The 25,870-nt window shown below is 70.8% G+C and carries 22 protein-coding genes; 18 read left to right on the top strand and 4 right to left on the bottom strand.

The features are described 5' to 3' along the window. Positions 1-1,497 carry an FAD-binding oxidoreductase gene (locus K318_RS23130; RefSeq protein ID WP_084500389.1) on the top strand — a complete coding sequence of 499 codons (1,497 nt, stop codon included), beginning with the start codon at positions 1-3 and terminating at the stop codon, positions 1,495-1,497. Further along, a complete protein-coding gene (gene tgt / locus K318_RS0117835; RefSeq protein WP_084500388.1) occupies positions 1,494-2,858 on the top strand; it encodes a tRNA guanosine(34) transglycosylase Tgt in 1,365 nt (454 codons plus the stop codon). Before K318_RS23130 ends, tgt begins: the two co-directional genes overlap by 4 nt. Positions 2,859-2,985: 127 nt before the next feature. On the opposite strand, the gene K318_RS24050 is transcribed toward tgt, so the two are convergent. Beyond that, positions 2,986-4,614: an NYN domain-containing protein gene (locus K318_RS24050; RefSeq protein ID WP_084500431.1), complete on the bottom strand. Its 1,629-nt coding sequence runs from the start codon at positions 4,612-4,614 to the stop codon at positions 2,986-2,988. Positions 4,615-4,746: 132 nt separating this feature from the next. Then, positions 4,747-5,352 (bottom strand): TetR/AcrR family transcriptional regulator, encoded by a 606-nt coding sequence (locus K318_RS24045; protein ID WP_051298190.1) that lies wholly within the window; start codon positions 5,350-5,352, stop codon positions 4,747-4,749. Positions 5,353-5,560: 208 nt separating this feature from the next. On the opposite strand from K318_RS24045, the gene K318_RS0117820 reads away from it, so the two are divergent. The 16 genes from K318_RS0117820 to K318_RS0117745 all read left to right on the top strand — a co-directional run bounded on the left by K318_RS0117820 (position 5,561) and on the right by K318_RS0117745 (position 21,902). Further along, on the top strand, positions 5,561-6,508 hold the full coding sequence (locus K318_RS0117820) for an ABC transporter permease (protein WP_035282263.1): 948 nt from the start codon (positions 5,561-5,563) through the stop codon (positions 6,506-6,508). Beyond that, the gene (locus tag K318_RS0117815; protein WP_035282261.1) at positions 6,505-7,401 is read left to right on the top strand and encodes an ABC transporter permease; all 897 of its coding nucleotides are present in this window, start codon (positions 6,505-6,507) and stop codon (positions 7,399-7,401) included. Before K318_RS0117820 ends, K318_RS0117815 begins: the two co-directional genes overlap by 4 nt. After that, the gene (locus K318_RS23115; RefSeq protein WP_051298189.1) at positions 7,394-8,488 is read left to right on the top strand and encodes an ABC transporter ATP-binding protein; all 1,095 of its coding nucleotides are present in this window, start codon (positions 7,394-7,396) and stop codon (positions 8,486-8,488) included. The genes K318_RS0117815 and K318_RS23115 overlap by 8 nt, the downstream gene beginning before the upstream one ends. Further along, a complete protein-coding gene (locus tag K318_RS23110; protein WP_029090478.1) occupies positions 8,485-9,669 on the top strand; it encodes an ABC transporter ATP-binding protein in 1,185 nt (394 codons plus the stop codon). Before K318_RS23115 ends, K318_RS23110 begins: the two co-directional genes overlap by 4 nt. Continuing rightward, entirely contained in the window at positions 9,666-10,106 is a 441-nt protein-coding gene (locus tag K318_RS0117800) for a Zn-ribbon domain-containing OB-fold protein (protein ID WP_029090477.1), read from the top strand. Before K318_RS23110 ends, K318_RS0117800 begins: the two co-directional genes overlap by 4 nt. A gap of 1 nt (position 10,107) precedes the next feature. Further along, positions 10,108-11,256 carry a thiolase family protein gene (locus K318_RS0117795; protein ID WP_029090476.1) on the top strand — a complete coding sequence of 383 codons (1,149 nt, stop codon included), beginning with the start codon at positions 10,108-10,110 and terminating at the stop codon, positions 11,254-11,256. Positions 11,257-11,308: 52 nt separating this feature from the next. Next, on the top strand, positions 11,309-12,454 hold the full coding sequence (locus K318_RS0117790) for an acyl-CoA dehydrogenase family protein (RefSeq protein WP_029090475.1): 1,146 nt from the start codon (positions 11,309-11,311) through the stop codon (positions 12,452-12,454). A gap of 53 nt (positions 12,455-12,507) precedes the next feature. Then, positions 12,508-13,299, top strand: coding sequence for an SDR family NAD(P)-dependent oxidoreductase (locus tag K318_RS0117785; RefSeq protein WP_029090474.1), 792 nt, complete (start codon positions 12,508-12,510; stop codon positions 13,297-13,299). A gap of 45 nt (positions 13,300-13,344) precedes the next feature. Continuing rightward, positions 13,345-14,160 (top strand): crotonase/enoyl-CoA hydratase family protein, encoded by an 816-nt coding sequence (locus K318_RS0117780; protein WP_084500386.1) that lies wholly within the window; start codon positions 13,345-13,347, stop codon positions 14,158-14,160. A 5-nt stretch (positions 14,161-14,165) separates the two neighbouring features. Next, positions 14,166-15,188, top strand: a complete 1,023-nt coding sequence (locus K318_RS0117775; RefSeq protein ID WP_211233356.1) for an NAD(P)H-dependent flavin oxidoreductase — start codon at positions 14,166-14,168, stop codon at positions 15,186-15,188. A gap of 54 nt (positions 15,189-15,242) precedes the next feature. Further along, entirely contained in the window at positions 15,243-16,799 is a 1,557-nt protein-coding gene (locus K318_RS23105) for an AMP-binding protein (RefSeq protein WP_051298188.1), read from the top strand. Positions 16,800-16,917: 118 nt separating this feature from the next. Further along, complete coding sequence (locus K318_RS0117765) at positions 16,918-18,468, top strand: ABC transporter substrate-binding protein (protein WP_029090471.1); 1,551 nt, start codon at positions 16,918-16,920, stop codon at positions 18,466-18,468. Positions 18,469-18,541: 73 nt separating this feature from the next. Then, positions 18,542-19,507 (top strand): NAD(P)H-dependent flavin oxidoreductase, encoded by a 966-nt coding sequence (locus K318_RS0117760; RefSeq protein ID WP_029090470.1) that lies wholly within the window; start codon positions 18,542-18,544, stop codon positions 19,505-19,507. A 111-nt stretch (positions 19,508-19,618) separates the two neighbouring features. After that, positions 19,619-20,038, top strand: a complete 420-nt coding sequence (locus tag K318_RS0117755) for a cupin domain-containing protein (protein WP_051298187.1) — start codon at positions 19,619-19,621, stop codon at positions 20,036-20,038. Positions 20,039-20,245: 207 nt separating this feature from the next. Next, on the top strand, positions 20,246-20,482 hold the full coding sequence (locus tag K318_RS0117750; RefSeq protein WP_029090468.1) for an amphi-Trp domain-containing protein: 237 nt from the start codon (positions 20,246-20,248) through the stop codon (positions 20,480-20,482). 199 nt (positions 20,483-20,681) lie between these two features. Beyond that, positions 20,682-21,902 (top strand): ATP-binding protein, encoded by a 1,221-nt coding sequence (locus K318_RS0117745; protein ID WP_029090467.1) that lies wholly within the window; start codon positions 20,682-20,684, stop codon positions 21,900-21,902. A 221-nt stretch (positions 21,903-22,123) separates the two neighbouring features. Here K318_RS0117745 and K318_RS23100 read toward each other — a convergent pair whose 3' ends face one another. Both K318_RS23100 and K318_RS23095 read right to left on the bottom strand, forming a co-directional pair. Further along, positions 22,124-22,852 (bottom strand): queuosine precursor transporter, encoded by a 729-nt coding sequence (locus tag K318_RS23100; RefSeq protein WP_051298186.1) that lies wholly within the window; start codon positions 22,850-22,852, stop codon positions 22,124-22,126. A 268-nt stretch (positions 22,853-23,120) separates the two neighbouring features. Further along, a complete protein-coding gene (locus K318_RS23095) occupies positions 23,121-25,868 on the bottom strand; it encodes a M3 family metallopeptidase (protein ID WP_245579940.1) in 2,748 nt (915 codons plus the stop codon). Positions 25,869-25,870: the final 2 nt, after the last annotated feature.

The raw sequence follows: 25,870 nt of genomic DNA, 5'->3' as shown, positions 1-25,870 counted from the left end.
ATGACGACAGCAGAACAGCACACCGGCGTCCGCGCACCGGGCGGTGGAAGTCCGCACGGAAGCGCCCCCTCTCCGCTCACCCCCGCCGAGGAGCCCGTCGACCTGGCGCCGCTGGCGGCGGAGCTCAGCGCGGGCGCCCTCGTGACGGACCCGGACGTGGTGCTCGCCCACTCGCAGGACCGCGCGATCTTCTCCCCGGTCGGCCGGGCACGCGCCCTCGTGCGGGCCCGCAGCGTCGAGGACGTGCAGGCGACGATGCGCTTCGCCACCGCCCACCGCCTGCCCGTGGTCCCCCAGGGCGCGCGCACCGGTCTGGCCGGTGCCGCGAACGCCACCGACGGCGCGCTCCTGCTCTCCGTCGCCGCGATGAATGCGGTGCTCGACATCGACACGGTGGAGCAGACCGCGCGCGTGCAGCCCGGCGTCATCAACCGGCAGCTCAAGGACGCGCTCGCGCCCCACGGGCTGGCCTATCCGCCGGACCCGGGCTCCGTCGACATCTCCTCGCTGGGCGGGAACGTCGCGACGAACGCCGGAGGCCTGTGCTGTGTGAAGTACGGCGTCACCAAGGACTATGTGCGCCAGCTGCGGGTGGTGCTCGCCGACGGCTCGCTCACGACCCTGGGCCGCCCCACCGCCAAGGGCGTGGCCGGCTTCGACCTCGCGAGCCTGTTCGTGGGCTCGGAGGGCTCCCTGGGCGTGGTCGTCGAGATCGTGTTCGACCTCATCCCCGCCCTGCCCGATCCCATCACGGGGGTGGCGCTGTTCGCGGACATCAAGCACGCCGCCGCGACCATCACGGAGTTCATGGCCTCCGGGGCCACGCCCTCGCTGCTGGAGATCATCGACGGGCACTCCATCGACTTCCTCAACGACTACGGCGACTTCGGCCTGCCCGCGGGCTCCGCGGCGATGCTGCTGGTGCAGTCCAACGGCGACGGCTCGCTCGAAGCGGCAGCGGCGGAGCTCGAGCAGTTCCAGCGGATCGCGGAATCGCTCGGCGCCGTCGAGGTGACGATCTCCGACGATCCTGCGGACTCCGAGCTGTTCGTGGCCGCCCGCCGAGCGGTGGCCCCGGCGATGGAGAAGTTCGCCGCCACGCGCGGCGGGGGCGAGCTCGTGGACGATGTGTGCGTGCCGCGCGGGGCGCTCACGGAGTTCTTCGCCCGCATGGAGGCCATTGCGGCGGAGCACGAGGTCTTCGTGTCCGTCGTGGGGCACGCCGGTGACGGGAACATGCACCCGGCGGTGATCTTCGACGCCGGTGACGAGGAGTCCACCCGGCGCGCGCACGCGGCCTTCGACGCCATCATGGAGGCCGGCCTGGACCTCGGCGGCACCATCACGGGCGAGCACGGCGTGGGGGTGCTGAAGAACCAGTGGCTGGCGCGCGAGCTCGATCCCGTGGCCCAGCGCCTGCATCTGGCGATCAAGCGCGAGCTGGACCCGCTGGGCCTCCTCAGCCCGGGCAAGATGCTCCAGGCGCTGCGCGGATGAGCGGCGAGGTGAGCGCGCAGACGGACGGCGGGGCCGCCTCGGGGGCGCAGGCGGTTCCGGCGGCAGCGAGGCGAGCAGAGGCAGGCGAGGTGACAGCAGCGCGGACGGCGGCCGCCGAGGCGCCGGTGAACGCACGCGGCCGCTTCGGCTTCGCGGAGGGCACCCGGCTGGAGAGCGGCGGGCGCACCGGCGTGATCCGCACCCCGCACGGGGAGATCGCGACCCCGGCGTTCATCCCGGTGGGGACGAAGGCGACGGTGAAGACGGTGACCCCGGAGCAGGTGGAGGAGCTGGGCGCGGACGCCGTGCTCGCCAATGCCTACCACCTGTACCTGCAGCCGGGCGCGGACATCGTGGACGAGGCCGGGGGACTGGGAGCCTTCATGAACTGGTCCGGCCCCACCTTCACGGATTCGGGCGGCTTCCAGGTGATGAGCCTGGGCGTGGGCGCGAAGAAGGTGCTCTCCACGGAGTTCTCCGGGACCAACCGGACGGACATGCAGAAGGACCTCCAGCAGGAGGTGCGCGAGGAGCGGCTGGCGAACGTGGACGAGGACGGGGTGACCTTCCGCTCGCACATCGACGGCTCGCTGCACCGCTTCACCCCCGAGGTATCGATGCAGGTCCAGCACCAGCTGGGCGCGGACATCATCTTCGCCTTCGACGAGCTCACGATGCTCACGAACACGCGCGGCTACCAGGAGGAGTCGCTGGAGCGCACGCGCCGCTGGGCCGAGCGCTGCGTGGCCGAGCACTTCCGGCTCACCGCCGAGCGCGCGCACCGGCCGTATCAGGCGCTGTTCGGCGTGCTGCAGGGCGCGCAGTACGAGGATCTGCGGCGGAAGGCGGCGCGGGACCTCGCGGCGATGGACTTCGACGGGTTCGGGATCGGCGGGGCGCTGGAGAAGGAGAACCTCGGCACCATCGTGGGGTGGGTGTGCGAGGAGCTGCCGGACGACAAGCCGCGCCACCTCCTGGGCATCAGCGAGCCGGACGACTTCTTCGCCGCCATCCGCCGGGGCGCGGACACCTTCGACTGCGTCTCGCCGTCCCGGGTGGCCCGGAATGCGGCGGTGTACTCGCATGATGGGCGGTTCAACATCTCCGGTGCGCGCTTCAAACGGGACTGGAAGCCCATCGAGCCGGAGTGCGACTGCTACACGTGCAGCCACTACTCGCGGGCCTACCTCCACCACCTGTACAAGGCGAAGGAACAGCTGTTCAACACGCTGTGCACCATCCACAACGAGCACTTCATCGTGGGACTCGTGGCGCGGATCAGGCAGTCCATCGAGGACGGCCGCTTCGAGGAGCTCGAGGCCGAGGTGCTGGGGAGGTACTACAGCGGCAACCGGCCGTGAGGCGGGCGGCGCTGTGCGTCTCCATGCCCCTCTTCCCTGAGTTGCGTCTGCGCAGCGGCCGTGTCGGGCGACCGCTGCGCAGACGTTTCTTCGCGGGAGCGGGAGGGCAGGGAGAGAGGCCTGCGGCTCAGCGGTCCCGGACGGCGGCCCAGAAGCAGTTCCGCAGGTGCTTGCGGATCGTCTGGCTGTTGGTCTCGAACTCGCCGATGCGGGCCGCGCAGTCCTGCAGGAGAGCCCGGTCGAGGTCCGGTTCCAGGTACGGGTAGTCGCCGAGCACCTCCTCGAGCTGGATCTGGGTGACGGAGGCGAGCCAGCTCCGGGCCGTCTTCTCCGCGACGCCCTCCACGATGTCGAAGATCGTCTCCGTGTCCTCACCTGCCGACTGCGAGCTCGTGGAGTACAGCGGGGCCGCGGGGACGCGGGGTGTCCCGGCTGGCACTGTTCTAGGAGCCGGGGTGCCGGGGGGCGCTGTGGCGGGGCTCGGCGCGCCCTGGCCCGGGGCCTCGGCAGTCGTGCGCACGCAGTCGGCGGGCGTGGGTGTGGTTCCGGCGGATGCGGGTGAGGCCGGGGTGCCCGAGGCTGCTGCGGGCACCTGCTCGCTGGTTGCCGTGCCGGTGGGCGTCTGCGCTGTAGGCGTCTGCCCGCTGGCAGGCGGTGTCTGCCGTCCGCGGAGGGGGCCGGGGGTCACGGTGCGCTCGGCTTCCGGTGCTGTGCCTGAGGGGGCGGAGTCCGAAGCCGCTGGGCCTGAAGCTGTCGGCTCGGAGGCAGCGGAGCCCGAGGCAGTGGCCTCCGAATGCGGGGTGACCGGCCGCGCGGGGCCCGGCTTGGGCCGTGGAGCGTCAGGATGTTCGGCTCCGAGCCCCCCTGCCGGTGCCTGCGCGGGGGACTTCGCGTGCGCGTGGTGCTCGGGGTCGGCGCGCTCGTGCCGACGGGTGCGCGCGGCGTCGGATTCCGCCCTGTGGAGTTCAGCCTCGATGTGTCCGGCTCCGCAGGGCGCTTCCTCTGCACGGCCCGTCTCGGCGAGCCCCAGCGCTGCGTCTCCGCCGGCAGCCGCCTCGGCATCGACACCGGCCGCAGCCTCGGCGCCGCTCGTGCCCGTCCGCTCCTCGACGGGGACTTCCGCAGCCTCCTGCGAGCGGGACTGCAGCAGCGAGGCCGCGGCCACGGCGCTGATCCCGTCCGCGCTCTCCTTGCTGCGGTGGGACATCGACGGCTCGAAGCAGGCGCGGATGAGGTCCGCGGGGATCGGCAGGATGCGGTCGACCTGGAGGGCGAGGTGCTCGGCGACCGAGGCGAGGCCCACGCGGCGGTGCGGATCCTCGAGGCCCATGAGCACCACCTTCATGCCCTGGTCCTGGGCGGCCTCGACCGCCTCGGCGATGTCGTCGTCACCGCACAGCAGGTAGGCGACGCGGGCGGAGCGGGTGCGGGCCACCTCGACCATGTCGAGGCCCAGCCGGAGGTCCACGCCCTTCTGCGCCCCGTTGATTCCGATCCGGCCCAGACGCACCTTCACGTCGTCGATGAGGGCGATCTTCTTGTGCTCATCGGCCATGATGCCGTTGCGCGAGGCGTCGTACCAGTAGACCCGGAGCGGGGAGAGGCCGGAGTCCTCCCATGTGCGCTCGACGATGCCGCGGATGAGCCGGCGGACGTCCACCACCGTCGAGGACCGCAGGGAGGTGCCGGTGGTCTCGGTGCTCCCCACCGCCAGGAGGAACCCGGCGTCGATGAAGACTGCGCTCTGCTCATACATGCTCTGCACGGTGCTCTCCTGTGTTGCGGCCGGCCCGTGTGAGGCACGTCCGGCTGCGGTGGGTGGTGCTGGTGGTGCTCGGTGTCCCCTGTGCCCATCGTAGAGAGTGCACCGTGAGAGCCTCGCACATGGTCAGGGGCTATGGGAGGGGGAAGCCGCGATGTCCTCGCGGACATCGAGGGCGAAGAGGTCGATCATGTGCTGGGCGAGCTCCTCCGGCGTCGTCGTCCCATCGGGGTCGTACCAGGTGAAGATGCCGCGGAGCACGCTCTGGACGAGGTTCGCGTAGATCGCCGGTTTGCCCGGCAGGTGCATCGATCCCTCCTCACGGCACTGCTGCAGCGTCTGCGCCGTCCGCAGCGTCGCCTCCTTCATCCACTCCCTGCGCTCGGCCTCGTCCTCCGCCGAGAGCTCGAGGACGTTGACGGACATCGCCTCGTAGTAGACCCGCAGGTCCTGCGTCGACCGGGCGGCGGCGACGATCGTGGCCCGCAGGGCATCGATGCCGGTGAGGTGGGTGTGCTCATCGACCCGGTCCCGCAGCGTCTCCCTCACCTTCCGGGCGATGCTGTCGAGCAGCCACTGCTTTCCCTCGGAGTACCTGTAGAGCGTGGGCTTCGAGACCCCGGCCTCGGCCGCGATGTCGTCGAGCGTGGCGTTCCGGTACCCCTTGTCGCGGAACACGCGGGCAGCCGCCGCGAGCACCTCGTCCGTCGTCGTCGCGCGTGCCTGGGCCATATTCGATGCTTCCTTCTCCGCTGGGGCTTCTCCTCACGGGGAGGCGTGCAGGTGCCCCGCATGGGTCCGCCGAGGTCGCCGCCCTCGGCTCCGACGCTACAGCAGGCGCCTTCCGTGGATCGCACGGGGAGGGGGCTTCGATCAATACTTGACTAACCAGTTAAGCAAGAATACGCTGACATCACCTTCGAGCTCGATGAGGAGTGCGATGCAAGCAGCTTTCCTGATCCACAGAGCCCTGCGGGGTCTGCTGGTGCTCTGGCTCGTCCACCTGATGACGTTCATGCTCATCCGGCTGGTCCCCGGTGATCCGGCCGAGGTCATCGCGGGCGAGCAGGCCACGCCCGAGGCCGTCGACCAGATCCGGGAGAGCCTCGGTCTCACGGAGCCGCTCCCGGTGCAGTACTGGAACGCCCTGCGCGGAGTGCTCACGGGAGATCTGGGGGAGTCACTCTTCTCCGGCCTCGCCGTCACGCGGCTCCTCCTCGACGCGGTCCCGCCCAGCCTCTCCATCGCCCTGGGCGCGCTCGCCTTCGCGGTCATGGCGGGCGTCCTCCTCGGTGCGATCGCCGGTCTCACCCGGGGCCGCATCGTGGACCGCTGCGTCTCGGCACTGGCGGGCCTCGGCATCGCGATGCCGAGCTTCTGGGTGGGGATGATGCTCGTCACGATCTTCTCCATCACGCTGAACTGGCTGCCCGCCACCTCCTATGCGCCGCTGGCGAGGGGGACGGGGGAGTGGGCCTCGCACATCGTGCTGCCCGCCATCGCCCTCGGCACGACGGTCGCGGCGGAGATCGCCCGGCACACTCGCGGAGGGGTCATCGACGTCATGGAGAAGCCGTTCATCCGGGCCGCCCGCGCCCGCGGCGCGACCGGCGCGCAGCTGGTGCTGCGCCACGTGCTGCGCAACACCGCGATCCCGGTCATCACGGTGATCGGCCTCTCCGGCGGCACGCTCCTGGGCGGCACGGTCGTCGTCGAGACGGTGTTCGGCATCTCCGGCCTCGGCAACCTCGCGATCAGCTCCGTGCTCTCCCGGGACTACCCCGTCATCCAGGGATACGTCCTGCTCACCGCGCTCATCGTGGTCGTGATCAATCTGACCGTGGACATCCTCTACGGCGTCGTCAACCCGAAGGTGAGGAAGCGATGACGCAGTCACAGCAGCACCCGCCCGCCGTGGCGGCGGTCGAGGCGCCCGCGCTGGTCTCCCGCCGGTCGACCCTGCGCACGCCCCTGCGCCAGGGGACCGCGGTCGCGGCACTCGTCTACCTCCTCCTCGTGCTCGTGATCGCGGTCCTCGCACCGTGGATCGCGCCCCATGATCCGGCGGCGCAGGACCTCTCGAACGGCTTCGCACCCCTGAGCGGCGAGCACCTCCTCGGCACCGACCGCTACGGCCGCGATGTGCTCAGCCAGATCCTCTCCGCGACGCGCGTGGCGCTCGTGTCCCCGCTCATCGCGGTCGGCATCGCCGTCCTCGTCGGCATCCCCGCCGGTCTGCTGGCCGGGATGCGGGGCGGGCGCACGGACAGCGCGCTCAGCGCGCTCGCGGACACGCTGCTGAGCGTCCCGGCCATCGTGTTCGCCCTCGCGATCGTCGCGGTCCTGGGGCAGGGGCTCACGAACGCGATGCTCGCCGTGGGCATCGTCCTCTCCCCGACCCTGTTCAGGGTGGTGCGCGGGGCGACGATGGTCGTCTGCGAGGAGACGTTCATCCTCTCGGCGCGCGCGATCGGCTCCGGCTCCGTGCGCATCATGCTCAGGAACGTGCTCCCCAACATCGCCGCGCCGGTCCTGGTCCAGGTCACCCTGCTCATGGCGATCTCACTGCTCGCCGAGGCGGCGCTGAGCTTCCTCGGTCTGGGCATGCAGCCGCCGGCCGTGAGCTGGGGCAGCATGCTCCGGGCCGCCTATGAGAGCCAGTTCGACGCGCCCTGGGCCGTCGTGGCCCCCGGTGTGGCCATCGTCCTCACTGTCCTGTCCTTCAACACCCTGGGCGACGCCCTGCGCGACGCCCTCTCCGGAGGAGACAGCAATGACTGAGCCCACCGCCGCCTCGTCTGCCGAGGCCGGCACCGCCGCCGAGGCCACGGCCGCTCGCGAGGCCGCCTCGTCCCCCGAGGCCACGGCCGCTCCCGAGGCCCCGGACACCGTCCTCGAGGTCCGCGACCTCACCGTCGACCTCCGCGGTGCCGCGGTCCAGCCCGGACTCGTGCGCGAGGTGAGCTTCCGGGTCCGCCGCGGCGGTGCGACCGCGCTCATCGGCGAGAGCGGCTGCGGCAAGACCATGACCGCGATGAGCCTGCTCGGCCTGCTCCCCCGTGAGGTCCGGGTGTCAGGAGGCTCGGCGGTGCTGGAGGGCACGGACCTGCTCGGGCTCTCGCCCCGGCAGCTCGCGCGGGCGCGCGGGCGGCGGATCGGCGCCGTCTTCCAGGAGCCCATGAGCACGCTCGACCCGACCATGACGGTCGGGGATCAGATCGGCGAGTCGCGGCGCATCCACCTGCGCGAATCCCGGTCCGCGGCACGGGTCCGCGCACGCGAGCTCCTCGAGCTCGTGGGCATCCCGAACGCGGCCGCCCGGCTGCGCGCCTATCCGCACGAGCTCTCCGGCGGCATGCAGCAGCGCGTGGGGATCGCCGCGGCGATCGCCTGCGATCCGCCCCTCCTCATCGCGGACGAGCCCACGACGGCGCTCGACGTCACCATCCAGGCGGAGATCCTCGACCTGCTGCGCGAGCTCCGCCGGGAGCAGGACCTCGCGGTCCTGCTCGTCACGCACGACCTCGGGGTCGTCGCGGACTTCTGCGACGAGGTGGTGGTGATGTACGCCGGCGGCGTGGCGGAGACCGCCGGCACGGACGAGCTCTTCGGCACGCCCCGGCATCCCTACACGAGCGCGCTCATCGCCTCCGTGCCCACCGGGGCGGAGCCGTTCTCGCGCCTCACCTCCCTGCCCGGCAGGGTGCCCGCGGCCGGCTCGTTCCCCGCCGGCTGCCGGTTCGCCGCGCGCTGTCCCTTCGCCACCGACGACTGCACACGCACCGACGTCTACCACGACCTCGCGACCGAACCCACCCGCTGCCTGCGGGTGGTCCGCGGGGAGATCACACCGGAGGCCGCAGCATGAACGCGAGCGCATCCGCCGCCCCTGCGGCGTCCGAGGCCGCCCCTGCGGCATCCGAGCCCGTCATCGAGGCCCGCCGTCTCCACCGCACGTTCCCCCTCGGGCGGGACCTCCTGGGCCGCCGCACGGGTGCGGTCCGGGCCGTCGACGGCGTCGATCTCGCCCTGCGCAGCGGGGAGACCCTCGGCATCGTGGGCGAATCCGGATCCGGGAAGACCACCCTGGGCCGCATCCTCGCCTGCCTCGACCTGCCGGACAGCGGTGAGCTCACCGTCGCCGGCCACCGCGCCGCCCGCTCGCGCCGGGCACGGGACACGCGCGACCTCCGCCGCCGCGTCCAGGTCGTCTTCCAGGACCCCTACGGCTCTCTCGATCCGACCAAGCGCGTGGGGCACTCGGTGGGGGAGCCCCTGCTGGTGCACGGCCTGGCCACGCGCGCGGAGGCGGAGGCCAGGGCTGGTGAGCTCCTCGACCTCGTGGGGCTCGCTCCGGCGCTCGCCTCGCGGTATCCGCGTCAGCTGTCCGGAGGACAGCGGCAGAGGGTCGCGATCGCGCGGGCGATGGCGCTCGGTCCGGAGATCCTCATCGCCGATGAGCCGACGAGCGCGCTCGACCTCTCCACCCGCTCGGGGATCCTCAACCTCCTCCTGGAGCTGCAGGAGACCACGGGCCTGTCGATCGTCCTCATCTCCCACGACATGGCGACGATCCGCCATATGGCTCACTCCGTCCTCGTCATGTACCTGGGCCGGGTGGTCGAGGAGGGCCCCACCCGGGCGATCACCGAGACTCCCCTCCATCCCTATACCCAGGCGCTGTTCTCCGCCGTGCCCATCGCGGACCCCGCCGTCCAGCGCACGCGGGAGCGGATCGCGCTGCGCGGGGAGATGCCCAGTCCTGCGGACCCGCCCAGCGGCTGCCGCTTCCGCACCCGCTGCCCCTTCGCCAAGGAGGTCTGCGCCGTGCGGGATCCGGAGCCCGTCGGGGTGGGCACCGTCCTCGGGGCGCCGGCCGCCGCCGAGGCGGGGGAGAGCGTCGTCGCCGAAGCCGTGGCGGGGCACACGGCCGCCGCGGGCCACACGGATTCCGCGGGGCACACGGTCGCGTGCCACCGCGCCGCCGGCGACCCCGAGTACGCGCAGCAGCCATTGGCCGCCGAGGCCGCACGAGAGGAGCGAGCATGACCACCGGTTCCCGCACGGAGACGCTGCCGCTGCACAGGGGAGCGGGGCGGGATGTGCGCCTGCTCTCGACCTCGTGCACGGCGTGCGGCTACGTCGATTTCCCGCCGCAGTCCTACGGCTGCCGCCGCTGCGGCACCCACGGCGACGAGCTGTCCCACGCCGAGATTGCCGCCTCCGGCACGGTGCTCATGAGCTCCGAGGTCCATTCCCATCCCGACCGCTCGCTCGCCGTCCCGTTCACGGTCGCGATCGTCGCGCTGAGCGCGGGCCCGGTCGTCCGGGTGACGATGCGGGACACGACGCCGGTGCGGCGCGGTGACAGGGTCGCAGGAGTGATCGTCCCCGCCGAGGCCGCCGCAACCGCCGAGGCTGAGACGGACGCAGCAGCCGGAACGCCCGCCGCGGCCCAGCTCCGCTTCGCCAGGATCGAGGACTGACATGCCCAAGACCCTCAGAGACCTCTCGCCCGTCTACGTCGCGGGCATCGGCTTCCACCGCTATGAGCGCGTCGGCAGCGGACGCACGCTGCCCGACCTCGGCCTCACCGCCGTCCGCGAAGCCCTCGCAGATGCCGGGGTGGCCTATCCGGACGTGGACAACATCTATACCGGCACAGCGGTCTCCGGCATGGCCGTCACCCGGCCGACGCTGTCGTTCATGGGCGCGACCGGAGTGTCCATGACGCAGATCGACAACGCCTCGGCCTCCGGTTCCAGCGCCGTCCGCCTGGGTGCGCTCGCCGTCGCGACGGGCGTCTCCGATGTCACCCTCGTGCTCGGGATCGACAAGCGCCTGGCCGTCGCCAACGCCGCGGAGCACACGGGGCTGGGCAGCCTCGTGGGCGGCCGCATCGTCCCCGCCACGCATTTCGCGCTGCTCGCGGACGAGTACATGACGCGATACGGAGCCACCCGCGAGCAGCTGGCCGCCGTCGCGGTGAAGAACCACGGCAACGGCGCACGCAACCCCTATGCGCAGCGGCAGCAGGCCAGGAGCCTCGACGAGGTGCTGGGCGACCGCCCGGTCTCCGGCGTCTTCACCCGGCTCATGTGCTGTCCCGTGGGGGAGGGGGCCGCCGCAGTCGTCCTCGTCTCCGAGCAGGGGATCGAGCGGCTGGGCCTCGACCGGTCCCGCTGCATCCGCATCGCCTCCTCCGTGTCGGTGAGCGAGCAGCTCTACGGGGAGGCCAACCACGATGCGGAGCTCACTCGCACCGCCGCCTCCCGGGTGCTCGCCGAGGCGGATCTCGGCCCCGAGCAGCTCGATGTCGTCGAGCTCCACGACGCCTTCTCGATCGAGGAGCTGCTCTACGCCGAGGCGATGGGGCTGTGCGAGGAGGGACAGGCGGGCAGGGAGGTCGCTGCGGGCAGCTTCGACATCGGCGGCCGCGTGGCCGTGAGCCCTTCGGGTGGGCTGCTGGCGATGGGCCATCCGATCGGCCCCACGGGTGTGGGACAGATCGGTGAGATCACGCGTCAGCTCCGCGGGGAGGCCGGTCCTCGGCAGCAGCCGGACGCGCGCCGCGGGCTCGCGCACATGGTGGGCCTCGGAGCGGTCTGCGTCGCCCATGTGCTGGTGCGCGACTGACGGCGCGCGGCCGATGCCCCGGACCCCCGCCCCGACCCCCGTAGGAGGAAGCATGTACGAACCGATCACCCGACCGGAGGAGACGAACGACCTGCGCGCCCTCGTCCGCCGCATCTGCGATGACCACCAGATGCCGCTGGAGGAGCGCATTCTCCGGGGCGAGCAGGTGAGCTGGGAGGACCACCGGCCCGGCCGCGAGGCGGCGAAGGAGGCCGGCCTCTGGGGGCTGCGGCTGCCCGAGTCGCTGGGCGGGGCGGACCTGTCCGTCTACGACCTCGTGAACTGCTTCGAGGAGGCCGCCCGCCCGCTGGCCCAGCTCCGGTTCGCAGGCGGCCTGCCGGCCGCGCTCGTCTCCGCCGAGGGCGAGCAGTACGAGCGGTACACCCGGCCGATCCTCGAGGACCGGATGCGGTGGGCGTTCGCCCAGACTGAGCCCTCCGGAGGCGGGGATCCCGGAGGTGCCCTCCGCACCACGGCGGTGCGGGACGGGTCGAACTGGGTCATCAGCGGCTCCAAGGTGTTCATCTCCGGGGTCGATGCCGCCGATATCGTGCTCGTCGTCGCGCTCACGGACCCTGACAAGCGCCAGCGCGGCGGCATCTCGCTCTTCGCGGTCGAGAAGGACAATCCGGGGCTCACGATCGCCCGCGAGATCGAGGTCCTCGGCGGGCTGCGGGTCCACGAGCTGTTCCTCGACGACTGCCGGGTGGAGGAATCGGCGCTGCTGGGCGCCGCGGGCGGGGGGTTCGCAGAGGCCCAGAAGCTGCTGAGCACCGCGCGCATGACGGTGGCGGCGACCGCGCTGGGCATCGCTGACCGGGCGCTGGAGATGATGATCTCCTATGCCCGGACGCGCTCGGTCTTCGGCGGACCCCTGAGCGAGAAGCAGGCCGTCCAGGGCTTCATCGTCGATTCGTGGACGGAGATCCACCAGGCCCGGCTCGCCCTCTACAACGCCGCCGGGCGCACGGACGCCGGTCACGACACGCGGGTGGAAGCCGGTATGGCGAAACTCCTCGGTACGGAGACGGTGGGGCGGGTCCTCGACCGCGCCATCCAGGTCCACGGCGCCGCGGGCACCTCCCTCGACAGCCCCCTGGCCCACTGGTACGGCCTGCAGCGCCTCTCCCGGATCTACGAGGGGCCGTCCGAGGTCCAGAAGTACCGGGTGATCGCCCGGAAGCTCCTCGAGCACTGAGCCGGTGCTCCCCACATCCTGAATCAGCCCATATGAAAGCACGGTGAGAACACATGTCCGACCTCCTCAGCCTCGACGGCCGCATCGCCCTCGTCACGGGCGCCGGCCAGGGCATCGGCGCCCAGATCTCGCGCCATTTCGCAGAGCACGGGGCGCGGGCGGTGATCGTCAACGACTACTTCCTCGACCGCGCACAGGCGGTCGCGGACGAGATCACCGCCGCCGGCGGCTCCGCCTTCGCTGTGCAGGGAGATGTCACGGACCATGCGGGCATGAAGGCGCTCGCGGAGTCCGTGAGGGAGGCCCACGGCCCCATCGACATCCTCGTGAACAACGCGGGCAATTCGGGGGCGAACCCGGCCGCCGACGTCTCGGCGCCCTTCTGGGAGACCGGACCGGAGACCTGGGACAGTCAGATCGGCGTGAACTTCTACGGAGTGCTCAACAGCACCGCGGCGGTGGTCCCGGCGATGATCGAGCACGGCTACGGCCGGATCGTCACGATCATCTCCGAGGCCTCGCGGTACGGGGACCCCGGGCTCGAGGTGTACGCCGGGGCGAAGGCCGGCGCGGCCGGCTTCACGCGGGCGACGGCACGCGCGCTGGGCCGTCACGGGGTCACCGCGAACTGCGTGGCGATCGCCGCGACGCTCACCCCGGCCATCGAGGATCGCCTCGCGCAGAACCCCGAGCGGCTGAAGAAGATGATGTCGAAGTACGTCATCCGGCGCCCGGGGCGGCCCTCGGACGTGGCGAACGCTGTGCTCTTCCTCGCCTCAGATGCGGCCGAGTACATCACCGGCCAGACCTACCCGGTCAACGGCGGCTTCACCTTCAACCTGTGACCGCACACCGGCGGCACGCACCGAGACACACAGACGGGATGTGAGATGAGCACAGGAGCTCAGCACGACGGAGGCCCCGGGCGCACAGATCCCGGGCACGCAGGCGCTGTGCGCACGGAGCGCCGCGGACCGGTCCTGATCGTCACGATCGACCGGCCGCAGGCCAGGAACGCCATGGACTCCGCCGCCGCGCAGGCGATGAACGCGGCGATGGACCTCCTCGATGAGACGGACGAACTGTTCCTCGGGGTCATCACGGGTGCGGGGGGCACCTTCTCCGCGGGGGCGGACCTCAAGGAGGCGGCGCAGGGAGGTCCCCGGCAGCGGCCCGCGCGCGGCGGCTTCGGCATCATGGCGAGGCCGAGCAGGAAGCCGCTCATCGCTGCGGTGGAAGGCTATGCGGTGGGCGGTGGGCTCGAGCTCTGCCTCGCCTGCGATCTCATCGTCGCGGCCCGGGACGCCCGGATGGGACTGCCCGAGGTGCGGCACAACGTCGTCGCGGTGGGCGGGGGCCTGTTCCGCCTGCCCCGTCGCATCCCCTACCACGCGGCGATGGAGATGGCGCTGACGGGAGAGCTGCGCGGCGCGGAGGAGATGGCGGCGCTCGGCCTCGTCAACCGGCTGAGCGAGCCGGGCGGGGCGCTGGAGACCGCGCTCGCCCTCGCCGACTCGATGCTGGGAAACGGCCCCACGGCCCTGGCCGCGAGCAAGGAGATCATGTTCCGGTCGGCCGAGTGGACGGAGGCCGAGGCCTGGGAGAAGCAGCGGCCCATCGCCCAGGTCGCGCTCGACTCGGAGGACCGTCGCGAGGGCCTGGCCGCCTTCGCGGAGAAGCGTCGGCCCGTGTGGAAGGGACGGTGAGCGCCATGACCGGCCGAACCGCCGCAGGAGCGGGCGCGGAGGCGGGAACCGCGGGCGGGGCGATGCGCGAGCGGCTGCCCGCGCACCTCGCGCGAAGGCTGCGGCTGCCCGCGATCGCCGCGCCCATGCTGCGCGTCTCCGGGACGGAGCTCGTGCGGGAGGTGTGCCGGGCCGGTGCGATCGGGGCCTTCCCCACGGTGAATCCGCGTCCGCCCGAGGCCCTCGGCGACTGGCTCGACGAACTCGATGAGACCCTCACCGAGGACGATGCCCCCTACTGCCCCAACCTCATCATGCGCAGACCCGGCATCGCGGAGGAGGTGGAGATCCTGCTCGAGCACCGGGTGGAGATGGTGATCACGAGCGTGGGCTCGCCCGCACCGGTGCTCCCGGCCCTCCACGAGGCGGGGGTGTTCGTGTTCGCCGATGTGGCGACGGTGCGGCATGCCAGGCAGGCGGTGGAGGCCGGTGCGGACGGGCTCGTGCTCCTCACGGCGGGAGCGGGCGGCAACACCGGCTGGCTCAACCCCTTCGCCTTCGTCCGTCAGGTGAGGCAGTTCTTCGATGGTGCCATCGCGCTCGCCGGCGGGATGAGTGACGGGACCGCGCTGCGTGCGGCGCGGACGCTCGGCGCGGACCTCGGCTATATCGGGACGGCCTTCATCGCGACCCGGGAGAGCATGGCGCAGGACGGCTACAAGGACATGGTCGTGGAGTCCACGATGGACGATGTGCTCCTCACCCGTGCCTTCACGGGATTGAATGCGAACTTCCTCGTGCCCTCGATCCGCGCGGTGGGTCTCGATCCGGAGAGCCTCGAGCACAATGCGGACCTCGCCGCGGCGCGGGCCCGCTACGGGGGCTCCGGGCGTGCGGAGGAGCGCACCGCGGAAGGGGATCTGGACACCGGCAGGCCGCGCCGCTGGAAGGACATCTGGAGTGCGGGGCACTCGGTGAGCGGCGTCTCCGGCGTCGTCCCGGCGCGCGCGGTGATCGAGAGGCTCGCAGGTGAGTACGCGGCCGCGTGACGGGTCCGCGGGGCTGGGAATCGCAGGGCAGACGGCAGGAAGGGAGCACGAGAAGTGAAGTTCGATACGCAGGAGGACATCGCCGCTGAGACGGGGCCGCTGCGCGCTCTGAGGTTCAGGGGCGACGAGATCGTCTTCCGTCACGGCTCACGGGTGCTCACGGCGCGCGAGTGCGTCGCGCTCGTCAACCGGATCGTCCGGGTGCTGCAGGCCCGCGGTGTGCACCAGGGCATGGCGCTGGCCGTGCTCAGCAGGAACATGCCCGAGACCTATCTCACGCAGCTCGCGGTGAGGCACATGGGCGTGCGCTATACGCCGCTCCATCCCATGGGCTCGCTCGACGACCATCTCTTCGTGCTCGACGATGCGGAGATCGACGTCCTCGTCTACGACCCGCGTCATTTCAGCGTGCGCGCCGCAGAGCTCCGGGAGAGCCGTCCGGGGCTCCGGCTCCTCTCCCTCGGTGAGGACGGGGACGCGGACGATCTCCTCGCCGCCGCGGCCGAGCAGTCGTCCGCAGACGTGCCGCCGGCACTGGTGCGCGGAGGGGACATCGAGTCGATCTTCTACACCGGGGGGACGACGGGGCGGCCCAAAGGAGTCCCGCATACGGTCTTCGGCACCTCCTACACCCAGTCGATCAGCGCGGGGGCGGGAGACCGCCCTCCGGGTGCGCTCCCGCAGAAGCTGCTCATCGCCACGCCCATCAGCCATGCAGGCGGCAGTCAGATCGGGCCGATGCTCATGCGCGGAGGCTCCGTGGTCCTCACGGACGGCTTCGATCCGGAGGAGTTCCTACGGCTCGTGGCCGAGCACCGGGTGACCAACGCCTTCCTCGTCCCCACGATGATCTACGTGCTGCTCGACCATCTGCGGGACCATCCGGGCACCGATGTCTCCAGCATCGAGGAGTTCGTCTACGGGGCCGCGCCCATGTCGCCCACCCGGCTGGCGGAGGCGATCGAGCGGTTCGGGCAGGTCTTCGTCCAGGGCTACGGGCAGACCGAGGCCGGCGTCGGCATCCTCCGGCTCGGGCGCGAGGACCACCGGCTCGACCGGCCGGACCTGCTCGCCTCCGCGGGCAGGCCCACTCCCGGCGTCGTCGCGAAGATCCTCCGCGAGGACGGCACCGAGGCGGATCTCGGCGAGGTGGGGGAGCTCTGCCTCCGCGGGCCCATGGTCATGCCCGGCTACTGGAAGCGACCGGATCTCACGGCGCACGCGCTGCGCGGGGGGTGGCTGCACACGGACGACATGGGCTTCATGGACGAGGGCGGCTACGTCACGCTGGTCGACCGGCGGAAGGACATGATCATCTCCGGCGGCTTCAACGTCTATCCGAGCGAGGTCGAGGATGCGATCTCCGAGCTCGCGGAGGTGAGCTCCTGTGCCGTCGTCGGGCGTCCGGACGAGAAATGGGGCGAGTCCGTCACCGCCTACCTCGTCCTCCGGGAGGGCGCCTCGCTCACGGAGGAGACCGTCATCCGCCATGTGCGGGAGAGGAAGGGACCCATCCAGACGCCCAAGACCGTCCATTTCATCGACGAGCTGCCCGTGACGCAGCTCGGCAAGCTCAACAAGAAGGCGCTCCGGACATGGCCGGAGGCCTGATATCCCGGCAGCCGACGGAGCAGGATCCCGACGGCTGCCGGAGCAGGATTCCGGCGGCTCGTCGGGATCGAGATCCCGGTACGGCACCGGGAGCGAACCAGTACGAAGGAGTACTCTCATGAACGCACGCACCTCGCGCACGATTTCGCGGGCCGCGCTCGCAGCGCTCGCCGCCGGCGGGCTCCTCCTCTCCGGCTGCGGTTCCGGGGGCGGTTCGGGAGCGGGCTCCGGAGGCGGCGAGACCGCGGACTCGCTCACCGTCGCGATGTCCTACCGCGCCTCCACACTCGATCCCCACGCCGGCAGCACCTACGATCCGCAGTACACCGGCCAGATCTACGACACCCTCATCGCCTGGGACGCCGAGGGCAAGGCCGTGCCGGGGCTTGCGACTGAATGGGAGTTCAGCGACGACTCGACCGTCCTCACGCTCACCCTCAGGGAGGGAGTCACCTTCCAGGACGGCGAGGAGATGAACGCGGAGGCGGTGAAGGCGAGTCTCGAGCACGCGATGGAGGAGGGGTCCACGATCGCCTCGGACCTCGCGACGGTCGAATCGGTGGAGACGCCGGACGAGTCGACGGTGGTGCTGAACTTCTCCTCGCCGTCGACGCACATCCTCAATGCGCTCGGCGCCGAGGCTGGCATGGTGATCAGCCCGGCCTCGCTCACCGGTGATGTGGGTGAGAACCCCGTGGGCGCCGGTCCCTATCAGGTGGTGTCGCACAGCCCCGACGAGGTGAGGCTCGAGACCTGGGACGGCTACTGGGACGCGGAGAACGTGAAGACGCCGAACCTCACGATCCGGGCGGTGGTCGACGACTCCGCTCGGGTGCGTGCGCTCACCTCCGGCGAGGTGGACGCGGGCAACTTCCGGCCCTCGCAGCTCGCGGAGATCGAGGCCGGCGGGGCGAAGGCGGAGGGCGGCCCCACCGACCTCATCTACCACGTGAATCTCAACACCTCGGTGGAGGGGCTCGACGATCCTGTGGTGCGGAGGGCGGTGTCCCAGGCGATCGACCGCAATGCGATCAACGAGAACCTCCAGGGTGGCAGGTGCCAGCCCACCGCGCAGCCCTATATCGAGGGACTGCCGGGCCACGTCGAGGGCATGGAGGAGGACGAGGGGCTGCTGTACGATCCGGCGGCGGCCGAGGCCGGGCTCGAGGAGGCGGGCTTCGGTGCCTCGAACCCCCTGAACGTGACGATCAGCTCCGCGAACATCTCGGTGTACCAGGAGCTGGCGCAGGTGCTGCAGGACCAGCTCTCCCAGGTGGGCGTCGAATCGTCCGTCGAGGCCGTGGACTCGGCACAGGCGGGCGCGTCCGTGCGCAACAGCGAGTACGAGGTCTACGTGGGGCCGGCGAGCACCGCCGATCCGGATGCCACCTCGTACCTGGCCGCATACCTCTTGCGCGATGCCCCGGCCACCGAGGGCTATGAGGTGCCCGAGGGTGCGCAGCTCCTGACGGAGGCGCGCTCCGTGCTCCCGGAGGAGGACGGGGGTGCTGCGCTGCAGGCACTCGTGAGGGCGGCCTATGCGGAGGCCGCGCCGATCATCCCGATCTGCGCTCCGGACTCCGTCGTGGGCATGGGCGAGGGCGTCGAGGGCTTCACGACTCCGGTCGAGGGGGCCTACGTCTGGAAGACCGCCACGGTCACGAAGTGATCCTCGTGGGCGGTGCCCGGGGAGACGCATGTGAACGCCATCGCCGTGGGATGCGGCAGATCGGGCGGCACCCATGAGAACCCGGATCACGGAGGCCCTGGGCATCGAGCACCCGATTGTGCAGGGCGGGATGCAGTGGGTGGGGACGGCGGACCTCGCCGCCGCTGTGTCCGAGGCGGGCGGCCTCGGGCTCATCACCGCTCGCCTGCACGATTCGGGTGAGCACCTGCTGGACGAGATCGAGCGGGCGCGCACGCTCACGAGCAGGCCTGTGGGCGTGAACATCTCGATCTCGCAGCAGGTCTCGCACGAGTACGGGGAATGGATCGAGGCGGTCGTCGCCGGATGCGTGCCTGTCGTCGAGACGGCGGGGAACAGTCCGAGGCCCTTCCTCCCGAGGCTGAAGGCGCACGGCATCAGGGTGATCCACAAGTGCACGACGGTGCGGCACGCCCTCTCCGCCGAGCGCGACGGGGCGGACGTGATCTCGATGGACGGGTTCGAGGCGGCCGGGCATCCCGGAGAGCACGACACCCCACTCATGGTCGCGGTACCCGCGGCGGTGCGTGCGCTGCGCGTCCCGGTGCTCGCCTCGGGCGGGATCGCCGACGGGCGGGGGATGGCGGCGGCGCTGATGCTGGGTGCCGAAGGGGTGAATGTGGGGACGCGGTTCATGTTCACCCGCGAGTCACCGGTGAGCGAGGCGCTCAAGGCCGAACTCGCCGCATCGACCTCGATCTACGACACGCAGCTCATCCAGCGCTCCTTCGGCAACACCGGGCGGTTCCTGCGGAACGCGGTCACGGAGGAGATCGCCGCCTCGGAGGACGTGTTCCCCGGGGACTTCGAGCGGATCCGGCACCTCGTCTCCGGCCTGCGCGGGCGGGACGCGCTGGCCGGCGGGGATCGCGAGGCGGGCCTCATCTGCGCGAGCCAGGCGCTGGGCCTCTTCGACGACATCCCGAGCTGTGCCGAGGTCATCGCACGGATGATGGAGGAGTGCCGTCAGGCGGTTGCAGGGGCGGCGGCACGGTCCTGACACGCGGTGTGCTCTGAGGTGGGCGTGGAGACGACTGTGTGCAAGAGCCTGCTCCATGCGGAGTGACTGGCCCGCGCCGTGCCCCGGACGCCGCGTGCGAGAGTGGTCTGCATGAATGACGCCGTGCTTGCCGGAACGACGCCCGACGGGTCGGGCCCGGGTGCTGCCGTGCTCGATGTCCTCGCACTCGCGCCGGCGGCGGACCCGGAGCGGAGGAACGGCCGGCCCTCGGTGAAGCGGCTGCTGCAGGCCGACGGCGCGAACCTCATCGCGTTCACGTTCGCTCCGGGGCAGTCGCTGCCGGAGCACACGGCGGCTCACCCCATCACGGTGCAGTGCTTGAGCGGGCTGCTGACCTTCACCTGCGAGGGTGAGACGACCGTACTGACACCGGGGACGGTCGTGCACTGCAGGGCGCACGTCGAACACCGCGTGGACTGCCCGGAAGAGCCGGCTGGTTCCGTCCAGGAGGGCGGTGCCGCGGGCCCGAACGTCCTGCTGCTCACCATGCTCACCGGCGAGAGGCACTGACGGCGCAGTGAGACCGGGGCCTTCGCGCCTCGGAGTTGAACTGCCTGCGCTGCTGCGGGGCTTGGACGCCGCTGGGCGTGTGCAGCGAATTGTCCGCCATGCGCGCTTCCCGCTCCGCCCGCGCCGGTCGCCCGTGCTGTGCACCTCATCCCGCGAGCCCGGCCATCATGCCCCGTGGATGTTTGACGTGCGTGCTTGAATCGGCCCATGAGCGATGAGCTGTACGAACACGAGACCGAGACCGACCTCTCCCGCGAGGAGGCCGCGGCCAAGCTGCGTGCGCTCGCGGACATGCTGGAGCGGCAGAACTCCGTGACCGTCCACCAAGGGGAGAAGGACGTGACGGTGAGCGTGCCCGCACGGGTCTCCTACGAGTACGAGGTGGAGATCGAGGACGACGGTACTGCGGAGATCGAGGTCTCCCTCAGCTGGAAGCGCGGCTGAGGTCTCTGTTCCCGCTCGTGTCTCGGTCTGCGTCGGGGACTCCGCCTCTGAGCGAAATGCAGTGAGACATGAGCGGGAACTGAGACGCGAGCGAGCGCAGGCGTTGAGCGAGGGCTGCTGGCACGGAGCACTTGCTTATCGGATTTACCGAACTTTATCTCAGGCAGATAAAACAGGATAAAGATGGTAATCTCGCTCCATGGATCAGCTCAGCAACCCCTACACCCCCAACGCAGGTGCCACTCCTGAAGTGATCGTAGGGCGCGACGATCAGCTGGATGCCTTCAGTGTGCTCCTGGGCCGTCTGGCTCGTGGGCGGTCTGAACAGTCGATGATCGCGACCGGGCTTCGTGGAGTGGGCAAGACTGTGCTGTTGACCAGGCTCGGCGAGATCGCACGCGAACAGGATTGGCAGGTCGTCGACCTCGAGGCAGGTAAGTACGACGAGGCGCATTTCAGAACTGTGCTGTTCGGCAAGTTGCGGACCGTCCTCCTGACGATGTCTCCGCGGGCACGATGGACGGCCCGCTCGAAGCGAGCCGCATCGGTGCTCACATCCTTCACCCTCACTGCCTCTCCTGATGGGTCCGTCGGCGCCAGCCTGCAGGTCGATCCTGCGGAGGGTCTTGCGGACCACGGTGACCTCAGCCTGGATCTCACGGACGTGCTGGTTGAACTCGGTCATGTGGCGAAGGAGAGAACGACGGGGATCGTGCTGACCGTGGATGAAGTCCAGTTTCTCAGAACCGAGCAGCTTTCGGCTCTCATTCAGGCGATCCACAAGACTGTCCAGCTCAAGCTTCCGCTGACCTTCGTGGGGGCTGGGCTGCCCCAGATCGCTGAACTCGCAGGGGATGCCCGCTCGTACGCCGAGCGGCTATTCAAGTTCCCTGTGATCGGCGAGCTCGGTGATGACGATGCCAGACGGGCATTCGCTGACCCAGCTGCCGCAGAGGGTGTTTCTTTCGATGATGACGCCCTCGATCGTGCGGTGGAGCTGACTCAGGGGTATCCGTACTTCATCCAGGAGCTCGGCTATGCAGTATGGACGGTCGCTGAGAACAATCGGATCACGAAGCGTGACATCGACATCGCAGAGGAAGCGTACGTAGCGAAGCTGGACAGTTCATTCTTCAAGGTGAGGCTGGACCGAGCGACCCCTCTCGAGACCGCCTATATGCGCGCGATGGCGGAGCTCGGCCCCGAGCCGCAGAAGGCCGCAGACGTGGCGAGGGTGATGGAGCGAGATTCCTCACAGCTGGGGCCCACCCGTGCAAAACTGATCAATATGGGGCTTCTCTACACCCCCAACCATGGCTATGCGGCTTTCACGGTGCCGACGTTCGACAGCTTCATGAGGCGTACGATCCCTCAGGAGGTCATACTGCAGTGGCGCCAGGACGCTGGGCGGCATACCTGACCTCTGCGGTCTAGTCTGCCCCTGAGTACCCGCTGAGGTCTCAGTTTCCGCTCGTGTCTCAGTCTGCGTCGGCGGATCCGCCGTTGAACGAGGTGCAGTGAGACACGAGCAGGAACTGAGACACGAGCGTACGCAGAGACATGAGCAGGGCCTGAGCCACGAGCGCAGGCGCCGAGCAGGAACTGAGGCGCGAGCGTGGGCGCAGGCGCCGAGGAGGCCCCTCAGTCCTCCCCGCCGGGCGCGTAGGTGACCTCGCGCCTCTTGAGGAAGCGGATGACGGCGTATGTGACCGGCATGAGGATGACCTCGACCGCGACCTTGTACACGAAGCCCACGATGATGTAGTTGACGAAGTCCGCACCGGGGATCACGCCGGCGAACGCCACGACGCAGAAGATGAGGGTGTCAGCGAACTCGCCCACGCCGGTCGAGGTCATGAGGCGCACCCACAGGTGCTTCTCGCCCATGCGGCGCTTGACCCACACCAGCACGTAGGAGTTCAGCAGCTGGCCCACCACGTAGCCGGCCAGCGAGGCCGCGACGATCCGCGGGTAGAAGCCCAGCACCGCCTCGAACGCGTCCTGCGATTCGTAGCCGGGCCCGGGCGGCGAGATCATGACGAGGTAGAAGACGAGCACCGCCAGCGCCTGCATGGCGAAGCCCATGAAGACGGCCCGTCTGGCCGCCCGGAAGCCGTAGACCTCGCTCAGCACATCGCCGAGGATGTAGGCGAGCGGGAAGAGGAACGCCCCGCCGTCCGTGACGATCGAGAAATCGCCCACGATGGGCCCGAAGCCGATCACCTTCGTCGCCGAGATGTTCGAGATGATGAAGACGCAGCAGAAGACTGCGAGGATGAGCGCGTAGTAGCGGCCCCGGGTGCTCGCGAAGGCCGTCAGCGCTCCCGCGCCGGGTGCGCCGTCTGCGGTCGTGGCGGTGGCCGTTCCCACGGCTCCGCCCGCGCCTGCGCTCCCTGCTGTCGCGGTCCCCGCGCCCGAGGCGATCCCGGCTGCCGTGCCTGCGCTCGCACCGCTTGCGCTCGCGCTGCCTGTGTTCTCCGCCGGATCCGCTGCGTTCCCAGACACCGCGTGCGCGGCCGTCTGTGCGTGCGGACCCGGCTGCCCAGATGCAGCAGGCCCAGATGCGGAGGCGCCAGATGCGGAGGCGCCGGGGGCGGATCCGCCCGCTGCGGGGGTCTCCGCCGCGGGCGCACCCGCGTCACTGTGGTCGGACATCGATTTCCTCTCCTCGTGTCACGCGGACCAGTTCCGCGTAGGTCAGTGGGACCATGGCCTCGACGGTGCCGCCGCCGGCCCACAGCTGTGCGTGCCCGCGCAGCGTGCGGTCCACATAGGACCGCACGTGGGCCGGATGCCCGGCCGGGGCCACGCCGCCCACCGCCTGGCCCGTCGCCGCGAGCACCTGCTCCGGCCTGGCCCGCTTGAGCCGCAGCGCACCGATCTGCTCAGCAGCGAACTCCGTGTCCACCCGGTGCCCGCCGGAGGTCATGATGAGCACGGGCTCCTCGATGACGGGCACCTCGGCGTCCCCGGCCTCTGCGGATGCGCTCGAGGCGGCCTCCGCCTCCGTCTCTCCGCTCGCACTCGCTGGCTCCTGCGCGCTGATGACCTCCTGCTCACCGGTCTGCAGGAGGCTGCGGCTCTCCGCCGCCGCGATGGCCTCCTCGTCCGGGAACTCGGCGATGAAGACGAGGCTGTTGGCGATGGCCTCGACCGGCACCCCGTGGAACTCGGCGGCTGCCTGCGCCGTGGGCAGCGGCTCGGGGTGAACCTGCACGCGCGAGGTGATCCCGGCCTCGCGCAGATCGCGTTCGAGCCGGGCGTGCTCGGGGCAGGCCGGCGGCGCGGGGCGGGCGGGGGCCAGGCCGCGGCGGCGCAGCAGGGGCTCGACGCCCGCCTCGCCGCCGAGGAAGCGGTCGAGGGCGGTGAGCGGATCCCGCGAGTAGCCCGGCGCCAGCACCCCTTCGCGGTAGGCGCGGCCGAGCTCCGGATCGAGGCCGCCGTGGTCCTCGAACAGCTCCGAGACCGCCGCGGCGTACTGCTCCGACCAGAGGTACGAGTAGTACCCGGCCGCATATCCGCCGGAGAAGATGTGCTGGAAGTAGGCGGTGCGGTAGCGCGGGGGGACCACGTCCTCGAAGCCGGCCGCCGCGAGCACCTCCGCTTCGAATGCGAGGACGTCCTCGATCACCTCTCCGTCCTCGAGCGAGTGCCAGCTCAGGTCCAGCATCGCCGCCGCCAGGTACTCGAGCGTCGCGAAGCCCTGGCCGAACGTCTGCGCATCGCGCAGGCGCTGCACGAGCTCGGCGGAGATGGGCGCGCCGGTCTCCCAGTGGCGTGCGTAGCCGGGGAGCACCTGCGGGTGCAGCGCCCACATCTCGAACTGCTGCGAGGGGAACTCGACGTAGTCGCGGGGGACCGCGGTGCCCGCCTGCGAGGGGTAGGAGGAGTCCGCGAACAGGCCGTGGAGCACGTGGCCGAACTCGTGGAACAGCGTGACGGTCTCGTCCGGCGTCAGCAGCGCGGGGCGGCCGGGGGCAGGTGCCGGCACATTGAGGGTGAGCGTCGTGACGGGGTGCAGGCCCGTCAGCCGTGAGCCCGTCACCAGCTCGTCCATCCAGGCGCCGCCGCGCTTTCCCGTCCTCGCGAACGGATCGACGAGCACCAGCCCCAGGGTCCGGGAGCCCTCGGTCACCTCGTACACCCGGACGTCGGGATGCCAGCCGGCCAGGTCCTCTCGGAGGGCGAATGCGAGGCCGTACAGCGCGTTCGCCGCTGCGAAGACGCCGTCGGTGAGGACGCGCTCGAACTCGAAGTGCGCCGCGGCCTCCTCCGCATCCACCTCGAAGGCCTCCGCCCGGTAGCGCTCCCACAGGCGCAGGATGTCGTGGCGCGCAAGCGGCTGGTTTCCGCCGAGGCCGAAGTACTCCCGCACCCGCCCCGCCTCGCGCTCGAACTGGCGCTGGGCGGGTTCGAGCAGGGACTGCAGGAGGTTCCCGGCGGATTCGACGTCACCGGCGGTCGAATCGTCCACGGAGTACTGCGCGTAGCTGTGATATCCCAGGTGAGCGGCCTGCGCGGCGCGAAGCGCGGTGATGTCCGTGACGAGCCCGCGGGTGTCACCGGGCCCGCCGGAGGACCCGCGGCCCAGGGACAGCTCCATGAGCCGGGCACGGGTCTCGGGACGCACGAGGGAGGCGAGCGCGTCCTGCTGGGAGGTGTTGACGAGCGGGAGGCGGTACTGCGGGCCAGCGGCGGCGTCCTGAGAGGCACCCGAGGCAGCCTCGGACGCCGCATGAGCGGCGGCGATCCTGTCCGGGCCCAGGCCCTCGAGATCGGCGGGATCATCCGTCGTGAGCGCACGGGCCGCGGTCTCCTGGACCAGGACCTGCCCGAACTCCGTCTCCAGCCGGTCCAGTTCGCGCGCGATCTCGGCGACGGTCTCGCGCTCGGCCGCCGGCAGCCGCACGCCCGCGCGCACGTGCCGGGTCACGGTGAGCTCGTGCAGGCGGCGGTCCTCCGGGATGAGCTCTGACACGGGCACCCCGCCGAGGCGGTCGAAGAGCTGCTCGTCGAGCTCGATGCTCAGGCGCAGGGAGGTGAGCTGCGCGGAGACCTCCGCGACCGCCTCGGCGAGGGCGTCGTCCAGCACGTTCGACTCGAGGACCCGTACGAAGGCCGCGAGTGCGCGGGCGGGCAGCTGCGCCCGCTCGAGGGGGAGGGTGACCGAGGCGAAGCTCGGCTCCTCGCCGGAGGCCAGGAGGGCGGTGACGGACTGCCGCACGGCCGCGACGACGCGGTCGCCGGCGTCCACGATGTGCGCGGGCGCGATCGCCGCGAAGTCCGGGAGGGCGAGGTCCGCGGGCGCGGAGACGAACTCCCAGACGGGATTCGCCGCCGCGCTCCGATCGCCTGCCGGGGAGTCCACGGTAGGTGGCTGGGTCACTG

It is taken from the genome of Brevibacterium album DSM 18261, from assembly GCF_000426445.1.
In the GTDB taxonomy this organism is placed as follows: Bacteria; Actinomycetota; Actinomycetes; order Actinomycetales; family Brevibacteriaceae; genus Brevibacterium; species Brevibacterium album.
This window is presented reverse-complemented; position numbering and strand designations above follow the sequence as displayed.